This window comes from uncultured Microscilla sp., from assembly GCF_947493425.1.
In the GTDB taxonomy this organism is placed as follows: domain Bacteria; phylum Bacteroidota; class Bacteroidia; order Cytophagales; family Microscillaceae; genus Microscilla.
This window is the reverse complement of the sequence record NZ_CANLRP010000209.1, coordinates 1-13,256: the sequence shown is the minus strand read 5'-3', so window position 1 is coordinate 13,256 and position 13,256 is coordinate 1. Positions and strand designations below refer to the sequence as shown.

Sequence of the window (13,256 nt, the reverse complement as noted above, 5' to 3'; positions counted from 1 at the left end):
AGCCTCCTATTGGACTCGAACCAACGACCTACTGATTACAAATCAGTTGCTCTACCAACTGAGCTAAGGAGGCTTGTACTTCCTTTTCTTTTTTGCATTAAAAAAACCTGTTTAATAAAAAACAGGCTATAGAAAACTTATATTTTTAAGAGCCTCCTATTGGACTCGAACCAACGACCTACTGATTACAAATCAGTTGCTCTACCAACTGAGCTAAGGAGGCTTGCTTTGTTTTCCTTAAATGCGGTGCAAAGGTAGAAGAGAAACCTATTCCTTCCAAGCTTTGCACTACATTTTTTTTCTGATTTATGAATTATTTTCAGCTTTCTTAAGAGCTTTCAATTGCTTCTTCAAACTGTTCAATTCTTTTTCAGCCGTTTCCACTTGCTTCTCAAAATCTTCTTTTAACTTATTTGCTTTCTTAGAGTTAGCAAAAAATCCTAAGTTATTTTTGAGTGTATCTATGTTGTTTTCTAACTTAGATATTTTCTTACGGATGGCTCCTTCTTTTTGGTTTAGCTTTTTCGAGGCGTTGGGACTAAGTCTTGCCATTACCACATCCAAAGCACCAGACAAGGCTTCTCTGCGACTGTCTTCAATCTCTGGTATTCTTTTGATGACTCCATATACCGAGGCTTCAAACTGCTTTTCAATGGATTTTTTGTCCTTTTTGGGCACAAAACCAATTTGCTTCCATTCGTTTACAAAACCCTCCAGGGCTTTTTCGTCAATGGCTTTTAGTTCATCACCTTCCAGCGCATCTATTTTGGCGCACAGCGCCTGTTTTTTCTCCAGATTTACCAAATACTCTTCTTCTTGCACCTGGTATTCCTTGCGACGGTTTTCAAAGAAGGCATCACATACTTTTTTGAAACGCTCGTATACCGCTTGTTTTTGTTTGGCAGGAGCTGGTCCGATTTCTTTCCACTCTTTTTGCAGGTCTTTGAGCTCCTGTGCCACTTTCTGTGGAGCCTTATTGCTGGCGGTCAGTTCCTCTGCCTTTTCGCAAAGAGCTACTTTCTTGGCAAGGTTTTCTTCTCTAAACTGTTCCACAGTTTTAAAGAAGTTGTTTTTGTTGTGAAAGAAAGATTTGAAAGCTCCCCAAAAACGTTTGCTTACTTCTTTGATTTTTTCTTTAGGGATAAAACGTATTTCTTCCCACTGTTTTTGTATTTCGAGCAGTTCTTTGGTTTTGGTATTCCAGTCGGCGATTTTTTCAGACTGATAACCCGCAAACTCTTGCTCTACTTTTTCACAAAGGGCAAGCTTGAGGGCAAGGTTTTCGTCTTTTTTCTGCTTCATTTCCTGATAGTACTCACGTTTTTTGTTGTAAATAATATCAGAAGCAGCTTTGAAACGTGCCCAAACTTTGTCTTGTTCCTCTCTTGGAATGGGTCCTATGTGCTTGTAGTCGTTGTGTAGCTCGTGCAACTCTTTGATGGCTTGCTGAATAGAAGAGCTTTCGGCAAGTTTTTCGGCGCGTTCGCAAAGCTCTAGTTTTTTCTCCAGATTTTTGCGTCGGTCAAGTTCTTTTAACTCAAAGTAGATGCTTCTCTTGTTATAGTAAAGCTCCATCAGGGCGTTGTAGCTTGCCCACAGGCTTTTAGATTGGGCAGGAGGTACCGGACCAACAGCTTTCCATTGTTCCTGAAGTTTTTTAAACTCCTCCATGCTCTTATGGCTCTCTTCAGAATCAACCAAAGCCCTTATTTCTTCGAGCAAACGCTCTTTGGTTTTTTGGTTTTCATCTTTTTGTTTTTCCTGCTGGGCTATAAACTGGCTACGCTTGCTCTTGAGTTCTTTGTAATTGTTATAAAATGCTTGCGTATTTTCGTCTTGTTTATACTCAAAATCGCCTTCATCACCGCCACTTGCCTTGAATTTCTCAAGTGCTTCTTCACGCTCAAGGTTGGTGATTTCGTCAAAGAAAGGTTTGATTTTGTTAAGGGTTCGGTTAACCTTTTGCAGGTCGCCTTCCTCTTTCAGCTGTTCAGACAAAGCCACCAGTGCGTCTTTGTCGTACTGACTATAATCTTCCTCTTTTTCTTCTTCCTTTTGGTCTTCTTCCTTTGGGTCCTCTTGCGTTGATTCGCTGCTTTGCGTTGTTTCCGAAGTACTCTCAGAAGAAGTACTGGTTATTTCTGGAGCATCTGCAGAGGCTGTTTCTGCGGTAGCATTGCTTGCCTCTGGTTGACTAGCGCTTTCTTCTGCAGATTGTTCAGGTTGGGAAGAGTCGTTAGCATCTTTTAGCACCTCAGTAGTGGCTTCAGGGTCAGTTTTTACCTCTTTAGAGGCAGTATCACTGTTAGTATCTGTGCTTTCTGTGGTGTTTTCGGTGCTCGAACCAGTTGTATTGTCTGTATTTTCAGTAGTTACAACTTTGTCCTGGGTGCTATCCTGAGAGGTTTCACCAGTAGATTTTACTTCTTCGTTTTCGGTACTCATAACTAAACTTACAATAATTGTAAAACCAATAAATGGTTGGTGCGTTGCAAGAGCGCAAAGCTATAAAAAAACTATTTAATTCTTGGCTAAATGCTGTATCATTGCAATTAAGTCAAATTTGGCAACAATACACTTATTTTTATTAAGTAAAACTTAATGCTATCAATCATGTTTATGTATCACAAACATTAATTTTAAGCAAAGAAATAGGTTTTTAGGTTTAATTCCTAACAATTTTAAAGTTACATATTTATGGACAATTCTGCAAAAATATCCCAAATACGCACCGACTATACTTTACACTCACTACATAAAAAAGACGTGGCTGCTCATCCAATCACTCAATTTAACCAATGGTTAGAAGAAGCCATTAAAGCTGAAGTAAACGAACCCACTGCCATGCACCTTGCCACTGCTACCAAAGCAGGCAAACCATCGGGTAGGGTGGTCTTGCTCAAAGATACCAACCCAGCAGGTTTTACTTTTTACACCAATTATACAAGCCGCAAAGGGACAGAGCTTGAAGAAAACCCCCAGGCTTGCCTTACGTTTTTTTGGCCAGAGCTCCAGCGCCAGGTTCGTGTTTATGGTGAGGTAAAAAAGGTGTCTGACCAGACTTCTGCCGACTACTTCAGTACCCGCCCAAGGGGTAGCCAAATATCGGCGTTGGCGTCGCCCCAAAGCTATGAGGTAGCAAACCGGGAAGTTTTGGAGTCTAAAGTGGCAGAGACCACTGCTGAGTATGAAGGAAAAACTGTAGAGCGCCCTTTGCATTGGGGTGGCTATGTATTGGTGCCCCACGAGGTAGAATTTTGGCAAGGCAGGGCTAGTCGTTTACACGATCGCTTGTTATATGAGGGAGGTGGAAACGAATGGATAATTAAGAGGTTGGCACCTTAAAATAGGCGTCGGGTTTTATCCACAAGCGACAAGTAAACTATCTATGTATAGGACTTGTCGCTTGCAGCTTGCGGTTCATTGCCCAAAGGTTGCCACCTGACCCCCATTACCAAAATATCGTCTACTTGCTTTTGTTTGCCGCCTGGTTCTTGGTTTTCAGAGGTAATTCCTGCACTTTCTACACTTATCCACTCCAAAAGGGTTTGCTCCAGTACTTCCTTTTGTTTTGTCATGTCATCAGTCGACAAACTATGCAATAATTCACGGAAGCGTTTCTTCATAAATTTACGCCCGTACATTCCTCCAAACTGGTCTTGGTAACCATCAGAGTATAGATAAAAAGTAGTAGGCATCGACACATCAATGTTGTGCACAGTAAGCTGTATTTTTTCGTCTTGTTTGTGGTGCTCATTGATCCCGTTCATATCGCCTTTAATCTCTCTCAATCGACCATCCTGCACCAACATCAAAGGGCTTTTGGCGCCTACAAACTGCATTGTTTGCTGGGCTTTGTCTATGACACACAGTGCCATATCCATGCCATCGCGCACTTGGGTATCTTCGGTGCGCAAGGTATAACGCAAAATCCGGTCGAGCCGGGTAAGTATTTGTTTGGGCGCATATACCTTGTTTTGAATAATAATATTAGTCAAAGCCTGTGAGCCCAAAATAGTCATAAAAGCCCCTGGCACCCCATGCCCTGTACAGTCACCCACCGCAATAAATATCCTGCCTTCGGCCTCCTCTACCCAGTAAAAATCGCCCGAAACAATGTCGCGGGGCTTAAACAACACAAAATGATCTGGTAAGTGTCGCTTGAGTGTTTTTTCGAAGGGTAAAATAGCCCGTTGGATGCGTTTTGCGTAGGTAATACTTGCCGTAATGTCTTGATTTTTGTTATCCAACTGTTCAAACATTTGTGCATTACCAATGGCAATGGATACATACAAAGACAAGTTTTTTAACAGTTTGAAATGGCGGTCGGTATAAGCATTTTCTTCAAAACTCTGTACGCTTATCAGACCTACCACTTCGTTTTCGAGCAATAAGGGCAAGTAAATTGCCGAACGAGGCATTTGTGCAAGCGAGCCGTCTTCAAGTGGGGTATTAATGTTAAAACTTTCGACAAACTCAGGGTATTCTTGCTGGATGTTTCCGGTTCTGATTGACTTTTGTTGCTCAATACATAATACCGCAAGTTGTTGCTTGTCTAAGGTATTGCGTGAATAGTGTTTATAGCGCTGTCCTCTCTCTATGGCAAGCCTAAAATCAATGCTTTGCCGTTTGGGATAATAAATACCAATGCCAAAAATAGTGGCGTCCATCAGTTTGTTTACATGGGTATAAATGGTAAACAACACTTGGTCTAAGTCAAGTGAGGCGATAATTTCTTGCCCTATATTGGTCAGTAGTTGAATGTTTTTGTATGACTCTTCCAGGTAGGCATGCTGAGCACGCAACTCTTCTTGCTGCTGCTGAATCTCCTCATTGGCATTGTTTAGTCCTTCTACCGACAAGTCCAAGTCAGCATTTACCCTGTTCAGTTCCCGGTTGGCACGTTGCTTACTACGGAAAAAAAACAAGGCTACCAGCAACAACACAGAGGTAAGTCCCAACCCCAGGTAAGTGGTGCGTTGGGTAAGTTTGCGTTGTCTGATGTCGGCGTTGAGCAAAGCTTTTTCTTTGGCAAGCGAATCTTCGCGTTTTTTGGATGCATAGCTGGCTTCCAGGTGAGTAAGTTTTCGTATACTGACTTCGTTCAAAAGACTATCGGCCATTTTCTTAAAAAGTACCTGACACTCGTAGGCTTTTTTGTAGTTACCCAAGTGCTGGTATACATTAGCCAATGCCTCTACTCCATCTCGTACAATGACCGGGTTACCCACTCCCCTTGCCGACTTTACTCCTTTGACTAAATACTGTTTGGCTTTTGTATAGTTTTTTTGTTGGTAATGCGCCATTCCCAGGTGAACAAAAGCTTCTGCCATCAAATCTTTCTCGCCCATTTGAGTCCGCATACTCAAGGCGGTTTCCAGGTATGCCTGTGCTTTATCAAATTGTCGAAGTTTAAGTGAGAGCTTTCCCAGTTTCAGGTTGCTGGTAGCTACCCCGTTTTTGTTGCCTATTTTTTCACTTATTTTAAGTGCCTTGTTATATACCAACAATGCTTTGTCATATTTGCCTTGCTGATAATATACTGTTCCTATGTTGTTATGATTGGCGGCTACTTCTTGTTGCACGTTGGCTTCTAGGTTTAAAGTCAATGCTTTCTGAAAAACAACCAGTGCCTTTGAATAACTGTTTTGGCTGGTATAAATCAACCCCAGGTTATTATAACTCAAAGCCATTCCATTTTTATCCTTGGTTTGTTCCCTTATCTTAAGGGCTTTTTGATAAAAGCCCAATGCTTTATGGTAATTGCCCTGTTTGGTGTATACAATGCCCAAGTTATCATAAGTGCGGGCAATTCTGTTTTTAGAGCCTAACGCCTCATCTAGTTTCAATGCTTTAGTATATGCATCCAATGCTTTGGGGTAGTTGCCCTGCTTGGTATATGCCAGTCCCAAATTGCTGTAATTGTAAGCCATGCCATTTTTAGCCCCTATTTCTTTGTTAATGCGTAGGGCTTTGTACAGTACCTTAAGGGCTTGTGGGTAATTGCCTTGACTGGTATAAATGGCACCTATGTTGTCATAACTGGCTGAAATCCCTCGCTTGTCGTTGAGCTTAAGGCGAATTTCGAGTCCTTCGTCCTGAAAAGCCAACGCCTTCAGGTAATTGCCCTGCATAGAGTGAATAAGCCCAATATTGCTATAGTTAGTTGCCAAACCTTTTTGGTCATTGGTTTGTTTACGCCATTCAAGCGATTTAATCAAGTATTGAAGAGCGGCTTTAAAATCATTTTTATACCATTGGTTAACTCCTAAACCGTTATAGGCATTGGCTTTCCCTATCTTATAATCGCCTTTTTGGGCAGCTTCCAGGGTTTTGTTATACAGTTTGGCAGCCTTAAGGTAATGCCCCTTGTGCATCATCACCCAACCTAGTGGATAATAAGCATCGGCAATGCCTTTGTAATAAACGGTTTTATTTGATAGTTCTACTGCCTTTGAAACATAATGTACTACTTGGGCAGAGTCTGAGGAGCGGTACTCGTGGGCAATCAGGTTGTATATGTCTACTCTTTGCCGACTGTCAAGGCTGGTTTGCAACAATTGCTTGAGTGAGTCTATGATGACTTGTTTTTGCGAAAAGACGGTGCTGTGATAGGTTAGTAGGATAAGAATACATAACCTTAGTTTTTTCATAATATATCTTATCAATCAGTTCGTAGGGTCATTATTTTTACTCAAGAGTGGCATTGGGTTGAATGTTTGTTTAAAGTTAGTCAAAATTTTGAGCAACTTTGTAAAGTAATAGCAAATACTTTGCTGATGATGGTTTAACAATATAACTTACTGAATTTAGGCTTATTTAGTTGGTGTTTATATTATTATTTTTTGCAAAATGCTTTAAAATAAGGATAAGCAAATGTTTTTGGTCACTTGACAAGAACTCTCTAAGATAGCGTCAAAGGTTTTGGAAAAATGTAACTCAATCTATTGCTGATTTTATCAAAAATGCCCTATTTTAGAGATACCGAACTTTGTAAAAGCATTATGATTCGTAAGCAATTTCCTGACTTGGATAGCCTTAAAAAATTTATCGCACAAAGTTACCACAACAAAAAAGGTTGGCCTACAGCTATTCTAAACGTGCGTACCCAACAAGATTATCGTCCAGACGTAAAAGGGGCGTTGTCTATATTTATGAATATTAGCGGGGAGAGTCATTGTACAGTAGACAATCGTCAAGTCACAATTCCTGAAGCATTCTTTTTTGTAACCAATCAACAACAACATTACACTTTAGCCATTGAAACATCTCGCCCAATAGAGACTTTCAATATTCATTTTGCCGATCGTTTGGTAGAGCAGGTATACGAGAGTTTGTTGTTGCCTTCTGACTATCTGCTTCAAAATAGCGCGCATATCAATAGCCCTCAACTACTGTTTTATAACCAATTGCACCGCAAAGATGCGTACCTAATGGGGTTGATTCAAGCCATTCGTCAAGCACCTCACTATCAAGTAAATACTTTGTCGCTGGGGCAACAGTTTGCCAGCAACACAGTCCAAGAACACTTATGGCTGGAAGAGAAATTGTACGAAATATTGGTGTATTTGCTACAACTGCACCGCAACATACTCAAGAAGGTAGAGCAACTACCTCCTATCAAGCAAACTACTCGCGTAGAATTGTACAAACGGCTGGGGTTTGCTTTGGATTACTTACATAGTTTTGCCCACTGTACTATTCAGCTCGACGATTTGGCACAAACAGCTTGTTTGTCTAAATACCATTTTTTACGCTTGTTTAAGCAAGTATTCGGGCTTACACCTTACCAATACCTGGCAAAGATACGCCTCGAAAACGCCCAAAACCTACTCAAAACCACCCAAATGACCATTCACGAGATTGCCTATACCATTGGCTATGAAAACGCTACGTCTTTTTGTCGGGTATTTAGGCAACGGTTTAAGGTATCGCCTCAGCAGTATCGGTCGATGATTGTGTAGTTTGATAGTTCACAAAACAAAAAATGCGGCCTAAAAACTAATTAGCAATTTTGGTACATGCACCTTTGAATAGGAGGCATTATCTTGCATTATCATTTATTTGTCAACAAACTCTCTCACTTTATGCATCCTCCTTTGTATATTTCATTATTGTTTGGTTTGCTCATTTTGGCGCTATTGATGGCTTATTTGTATGGTGTGCAATACGGGCTCAAAAAAATGGGACTAAGCACCTCCCAGTTCATTCGTCGTTTTGCCTGGATGACGTTGCCACTTTTTGGCTGGTTTATCCTTTCGGGTGGCTTGTCCTATGCAGGCTTTTTTACCAACTTCTCCACCATTCCCCCGCGTTTTGCTATAGCACTTGTGGTACCTATGCTTTGCATCATTGCCTTTATGAGTTCTAGCACTGGTCGTGCTATTATTGCCCACCTCCCTGCTCACTGGTTGGTGTATGCGCAGGTTTTTCGTATTCCTATGGAGCTTATCTTGTGGGCGTTGTTTCTTGAGCAGGTCATTCCGGTTCAAATGACTTTTGAGGGGTTCAACTACGATGTGCTCACGGCAATTTTTGCTTTGCCTATAGGGTATTTTTGTTTTACACGTTCACGTTTGCATAAACGCTGGGCTATAGCCTGGAACGTGCTTGGTTTGGGGTTGGTAACCACCATTGTTACCGTTGCTATTTTGTCGGCACCTACTCCGTTTAGGGTGTTTCATAATGCTCCTGCCAATACTTTTATTGCTTACCTACCCTATATATGGTTGCCAGGGTTTGTGGTTCCTATGGCTTATTTGATGCATTTTGCCTCGCTGCGCCAATTGTTGGGTAACAAGCAGAGCCATAAATAGCACATATAAACTGGGGTTACACATATTTTTTTTGTGCCCTGAGCTGCCCCAGATAATACTTGATCTGCGGGTACTGCTCCAGATTTTTAGGAATGCGCACTACTTGCTTCTCGAAATTATGTTCCAGCCCACTAGTCACCCCTTCGGTAAATACTACTAGATGTTGACTGTTTTCTTTAATTACACCAATATTTTCGAGTACTACTTTGCTAGTTTCACGGTTACCCTGATAACGAATAAGGTATTGGGGAGTCAACTCTATCATTAGTTGGTGAGCTTTAAAGGTAAGCTTCAAATAGCGGATCATAATGATAATAAATACTACCCAAAACCAAAAGCTCATTCCACCACTCCCCTGATTTGAATGAAACTCATAAACGCCCATATCTGTGACAATGATCGACTCTGAGGTATTTGAATCGCTTAAAAATAATATCGCCAACGATGTAAACAGTAATACAAGCAATTGTTTAATGTTTTTTCTGTGTTGTTGGGCATCTAGCACAAATCTACCGATAAGTTGGGCATTGTTTACAGGAGGGGTAGGCTTACGGATGGGCAATGCAGGTTTTTGTTGTTGTGCCTGTCTGACCAGGTGTTGGTAATTTTCCCAGAATTTTTCTTCTGAAGGGGCTTGCGCATATTGTGCCCACATAGTATGGGCTGCTTGCTCTAAATTGTTGGGTAAAACGCTTGGTTTCATAGTATATTTTAAGTTTAGGTAATGCCTCCTTGATTCCGGGCGAGTTTCTCTTCCAAAAAAACCTTGATTTCGTCATAAGACTCTACCACATTGGGTATATATACTACTCTGGAGTTAGTTGTAAAGTTGTTTTCGCAAAGCCAATAATTGATATTATGTCGCCATCCAGTTTGGCTAACCATTAGTCCCAGGTTACCTTCTTTTATCTTTTGAATTTTGTCCAGGTCAATAAAAGCAGTAGCCAGTCTGGCCCCTCGCCGAATAATTTTATCAGGTTGTACTTCTATAATGGTGTTTTCGAGCGGGGTAGACATTACCAATACCTTGAAGGCAATCATACAAATTGAAAAACCAACCAGCGACAAAAACGCTCCTACTCCAAGTGGGGTATTGACATAAATAAAAACCAGTGCCAATAATAATTTAAACACTCCATCAGGTAGTTGCCTGGCATACCAGTACTTTTTCTTAAACTGCTTGAGCTTGTGGTCGTTCATCAGAAAAATCCCGGTAAGGTGTAAAGGAGGCGAAGGGCGACGGGCACGGATAGGCTTGGGAGACACCTGGAGGTAGTGGGCATTTTTTTTAGCTGTCTGAAGCAACGCCTCATAATTTTGCCAAAACTGTGTTTTGCCCAATTTTTTCAAGGCAAGATTGGTTTCATGGTCATGTTGAACATTGTCGAGCTTTGTCCATAAAGCATGTGCTTGCTTGTCTAATTGGTGAGGAGATATGGGCAGGTTTTTCGACATCTTGCTATTTTTTTTATGACAATAATTTACCACAAAAATTGGTCAATATCAAGCAAGTAATCTACTAAGGAATGGTGTAAAAATAAATTTCTATAGTTTAATAAAATATTTTGTTGCTAGACGAGGCAAAAAATCGGCTAATAGCATCGCTATTCGGCTATTTTTTAACAAAGTATAGCCTCAAAAGATGAGGTTAAGATAAAAATAACGAAGTATCAAGGCGAAAAATCACCCCTCAGAGTGTAAATTTATTTTTGAACAATTCCTAAGACACATAAAAAAAGGTGTCGACACCTCGACACCTTGTATAAACTAACGGATAAAAAACTTTGTTACTTGGCTTCGTCAGCGGCGGGCGCTTTTTCTACTTTGCCATTGCCCTTGCGTTTTTTGATTGCTTGCTCAGGGTCTTCGCCATTGATTTTGGCACGAATGGCTATCTCTAATTCTTCAAACAAATCAGGGTTTTCCGAAATCAAGGCTTTTACCTTATCACGTCCCTGGTCGAGCTTAGATCCTTTGTAAGAGAACCAGGAACCAGATTTTTTGATAATGTCAAGCTCTACGCCTAAATCTAAAATCTCGCCTACTTTAGAGATTCCCTGCCCATACATAATATCAAACTCTACTACTTTAAACGGAGGTGCTACTTTGTTTTTCACTACCTTTACTCTGGTACGGTTACCTGTAATATTATCAGCGCTTTCTTTGATCTGTCCAATACGGCGAATGTCCATACGAATAGACGCATAAAATTTAAGGGCATTACCACCAGTAGTGGTTTCAGGGTTTCCGAACATTACCCCAATTTTTTCGCGCAGTTGATTAATAAAAATACAAGAACAACTTGTTTTATTAATGGTACCAGTGAGTTTTCTCAATGCCTGAGACATTAAACGTGCCTGTAACCCCATTTTGCTATCTCCCATTTCACCTTCAATCTCTGCTTTAGGTACCAAAGCTGCTACTGAGTCAATGACCATCAGGTCAATGGCTCCTGAGCGAATCAAGTGCTCGGCAATTTCGAGGGCTTGCTCCCCATTATCAGGCTGCGAAATCAATAAGTTTTCGGTGTTGATGCCTAGTTTTTCGGCATAATTTTTATCAAATGCATGCTCTGCATCTACAAAAGCCGCAATGCCTCCTAACTTTTGGGCTTCGGCTATACAGTGCATTGCCAAAGTGGTTTTACCAGAAGATTCAGGGCCATATATTTCTATTACTCTACCACGAGGAATACCGCCTACACCAAGGGCAATGTCAAGCCCCAGCGAACCTGTCGGAATTACATCTACTTCTACTACCTTCTCGTCGCTCAAACGCATTACCGTTCCCTTACCATAAGCTTTGTCCAGCTTTTCTAAGGTCATTTGGAGGGCTTTTAGTTTTTCAGTAGTGTTGTTATTTGACATAAGAAATGCGCGTTTAAAAAAGTGATATGATTGATGTTAATATTATATAATTAATTGAAGTTGCGAGGTACAAGCGACAAGCTTCAAGTGCCAGTTATATTTGTACCTAAAAATATATAAATAACGGGAAATTAAGCTTTTACATTTTATATGCTGCAACTTGGGTTAATTAGTTTTGCTTAATAGATCAGTAGAAGCATCCCTAATATTTATCAGATTTAAAGCAATTTAGAAAAATATTTAGTTACTTACAATCTGTTCTAATTGCTATTTATGTGAGCAAATATACAAAGTTTTACGGATAATAGAGATTGATTTGCTAAAATAAACTTGGCAAAATTTACTTTTTTTTTCTTATTTAAATTCATGCAGGGGAGAATATTCGCACTTTTAGGTTTTTTGGGGTTGGCTTTGCTCAAAAACGTGGCATTTGCACAGTTAGACAATCGGGTATTTGAAGATTCGCTGGCAATAACCCCCAAAAACGCTCAAAAACTCTACCTTCAGGTGCACAACCTCAACTTTGTAAAAAATAATGAGTACTTCAACGATATTATTCCAGGGTACACCCTGTTTGGCTATCAACTAAAGCCGCGTTTGGTCTATTTTCCGGCAAAAAACGTAAGGGTAGACGCAGGCATGTATGTGCTGCAAGACTTTGGTCACAACTATTTTACTACTATAGCCCCGGTTTTTTCGGTCAAGTTTAAAAAAGACTCCACCAGCCTTACTTTAGGCACTCTACAAGGTAATCTCGCCCACCGTTTGATAGAGCCTTTGTATGATTTTGACCGGGTAATGACCAACCGTCTGGAAAACGGACTGCAATTAATTCATCACAAACCCGGTTGGTACCTTGATTTGTGGGTAGACTGGCAAACTGCCATGCGTCGGGGGGTACAAGAAGAGATATTTGGAGGGTTGCATACTTATGTCGCCCCATTGCGTACCCACAGCATTCGGGTAAAAGTACCCGTGCAATTTACCATTTTGCATCAGGGTGGGCAAGAAGCCTTTATTGCCAAACCCATTCTCAATACCATGAACCTTGCCACCGGGCTACAGGTACACTTCAATTTTGGCAAACATGCCTTTGTACAACAACTACGGCTCGACAATTATGTACTTGCCTCGCAAGCGGCAGAAGTAACCATTGGGCAACCCGACTTTGACAATGGAAGGGCGTTTTATGGCAACTTTACCCTGGCTACCCGCTGGGGCGACTTGATGGGCAGTATTTGGTTGGGCGATCGGTTCAACTCGGCACAAGGTGGAGGACTGTACCGATCTACTGGAGTAACCAACAAAACTTATACAGAACGCCACCGCGATATATTATTGGTACGTTACCTGCGTAATTTTCGTATCAGCCCTGATGTTACCTTCAGTTTTAGGTTAGAGCCTAGCTATGATTTTAACCACCAAAAGATAGAAGTGGCCGCAGGGTTGTACTTACATTATACCCCTCGTTTTTTCTTGCTCAAAGCAGTTAGTAATTAACCCAAGTTGCGGGATATAAGTAAGTCTGCCAAAATAGTATTAATTTAAAGGTGACAAAACCAAAATTGAATAC

Annotated in this window: 9 protein-coding genes and 2 tRNA genes; 4 read left to right on the top strand and 7 right to left on the bottom strand. The window is 40.8% G+C overall.

The features are described 5' to 3' along the window. The 3 genes from Q0954_RS29680 to Q0954_RS29670 form a co-directional block, all read right to left on the bottom strand. A tRNA-Thr gene (locus Q0954_RS29680) sits at positions 1-73 on the bottom strand. A gap of 77 nt (positions 74-150) precedes the next feature. Then, positions 151-223: transfer RNA gene (locus tag Q0954_RS29675), tRNA-Thr, on the bottom strand. An 83-nt stretch (positions 224-306) separates the two neighbouring features. Further along, positions 307-2,445 (bottom strand): DUF349 domain-containing protein, encoded by a 2,139-nt coding sequence (locus Q0954_RS29670; protein WP_299464108.1) that lies wholly within the window; start codon positions 2,443-2,445, stop codon positions 307-309. Between the two features lie 252 nt (positions 2,446-2,697). Between Q0954_RS29670 and pdxH the strand changes: the two genes are divergently transcribed. After that, the gene (pdxH, locus tag Q0954_RS29665) at positions 2,698-3,345 is read left to right on the top strand and encodes a pyridoxamine 5'-phosphate oxidase (RefSeq protein ID WP_299464105.1); all 648 of its coding nucleotides are present in this window, start codon (positions 2,698-2,700) and stop codon (positions 3,343-3,345) included. 41 nt (positions 3,346-3,386) lie between these two features. Here pdxH and Q0954_RS29660 read toward each other — a convergent pair whose 3' ends face one another. Next, positions 3,387-6,653, bottom strand: a complete 3,267-nt coding sequence (locus Q0954_RS29660; protein ID WP_299464102.1) for a tetratricopeptide repeat protein — start codon at positions 6,651-6,653, stop codon at positions 3,387-3,389. A 351-nt stretch (positions 6,654-7,004) separates the two neighbouring features. On the opposite strand from Q0954_RS29660, the gene Q0954_RS29655 reads away from it, so the two are divergent. Further along, the gene (locus tag Q0954_RS29655) at positions 7,005-7,964 is read left to right on the top strand and encodes an AraC family transcriptional regulator (RefSeq protein ID WP_299464099.1); all 960 of its coding nucleotides are present in this window, start codon (positions 7,005-7,007) and stop codon (positions 7,962-7,964) included. Positions 7,965-8,087: 123 nt separating this feature from the next. Next, positions 8,088-8,816 (top strand): hypothetical protein, encoded by a 729-nt coding sequence (locus Q0954_RS29650; RefSeq protein ID WP_299464095.1) that lies wholly within the window; start codon positions 8,088-8,090, stop codon positions 8,814-8,816. Between the two features lie 16 nt (positions 8,817-8,832). Here the strand turns inward: Q0954_RS29650 and Q0954_RS29645 are convergent, their stop codons facing one another. From Q0954_RS29645 to recA, 3 genes are all read right to left on the bottom strand, one after another. After that, complete coding sequence (locus Q0954_RS29645; RefSeq protein ID WP_299464092.1) at positions 8,833-9,519, bottom strand: hypothetical protein; 687 nt, start codon at positions 9,517-9,519, stop codon at positions 8,833-8,835. A 14-nt stretch (positions 9,520-9,533) separates the two neighbouring features. After that, positions 9,534-10,271: a hypothetical protein gene (locus tag Q0954_RS29640; RefSeq protein WP_299464089.1), complete on the bottom strand. Its 738-nt coding sequence runs from the start codon at positions 10,269-10,271 to the stop codon at positions 9,534-9,536. A gap of 332 nt (positions 10,272-10,603) precedes the next feature. Then, a complete protein-coding gene (recA, locus tag Q0954_RS29635) occupies positions 10,604-11,683 on the bottom strand; it encodes a recombinase RecA (RefSeq protein WP_299464086.1) in 1,080 nt (359 codons plus the stop codon). A 366-nt stretch (positions 11,684-12,049) separates the two neighbouring features. On the opposite strand from recA, the gene Q0954_RS29630 reads away from it, so the two are divergent. Then, positions 12,050-13,183: a hypothetical protein gene (locus tag Q0954_RS29630; protein ID WP_299464083.1), complete on the top strand. Its 1,134-nt coding sequence runs from the start codon at positions 12,050-12,052 to the stop codon at positions 13,181-13,183. The last annotated feature ends 73 nt before the right edge of the window (positions 13,184-13,256 follow it).

Coding starts and splice junctions, on each gene's coding strand:
- Q0954_RS29670 (WP_299464108.1), bottom strand. CDS start 2,445: ATGAGTACCGAAAACGAAGAAGTAAAATCTACTGGTGAAACCTCTCAG.
- pdxH (WP_299464105.1), top strand. CDS start 2,698: ATGGACAATTCTGCAAAAATATCCCAAATACGCACCGACTATACTTTA.
- Q0954_RS29660 (WP_299464102.1), bottom strand. CDS start 6,653: ATGAAAAAACTAAGGTTATGTATTCTTATCCTACTAACCTATCACAGC.
- Q0954_RS29655 (WP_299464099.1), top strand. CDS start 7,005: ATGATTCGTAAGCAATTTCCTGACTTGGATAGCCTTAAAAAATTTATC.
- Q0954_RS29650 (WP_299464095.1), top strand. CDS start 8,088: ATGCATCCTCCTTTGTATATTTCATTATTGTTTGGTTTGCTCATTTTG.
- Q0954_RS29645 (WP_299464092.1), bottom strand. CDS start 9,519: ATGAAACCAAGCGTTTTACCCAACAATTTAGAGCAAGCAGCCCATACT.
- Q0954_RS29640 (WP_299464089.1), bottom strand. CDS start 10,271: ATGTCGAAAAACCTGCCCATATCTCCTCACCAATTAGACAAGCAAGCA.
- recA (WP_299464086.1), bottom strand. CDS start 11,683: ATGTCAAATAACAACACTACTGAAAAACTAAAAGCCCTCCAAATGACC.
- Q0954_RS29630 (WP_299464083.1), top strand. CDS start 12,050: ATGCAGGGGAGAATATTCGCACTTTTAGGTTTTTTGGGGTTGGCTTTG.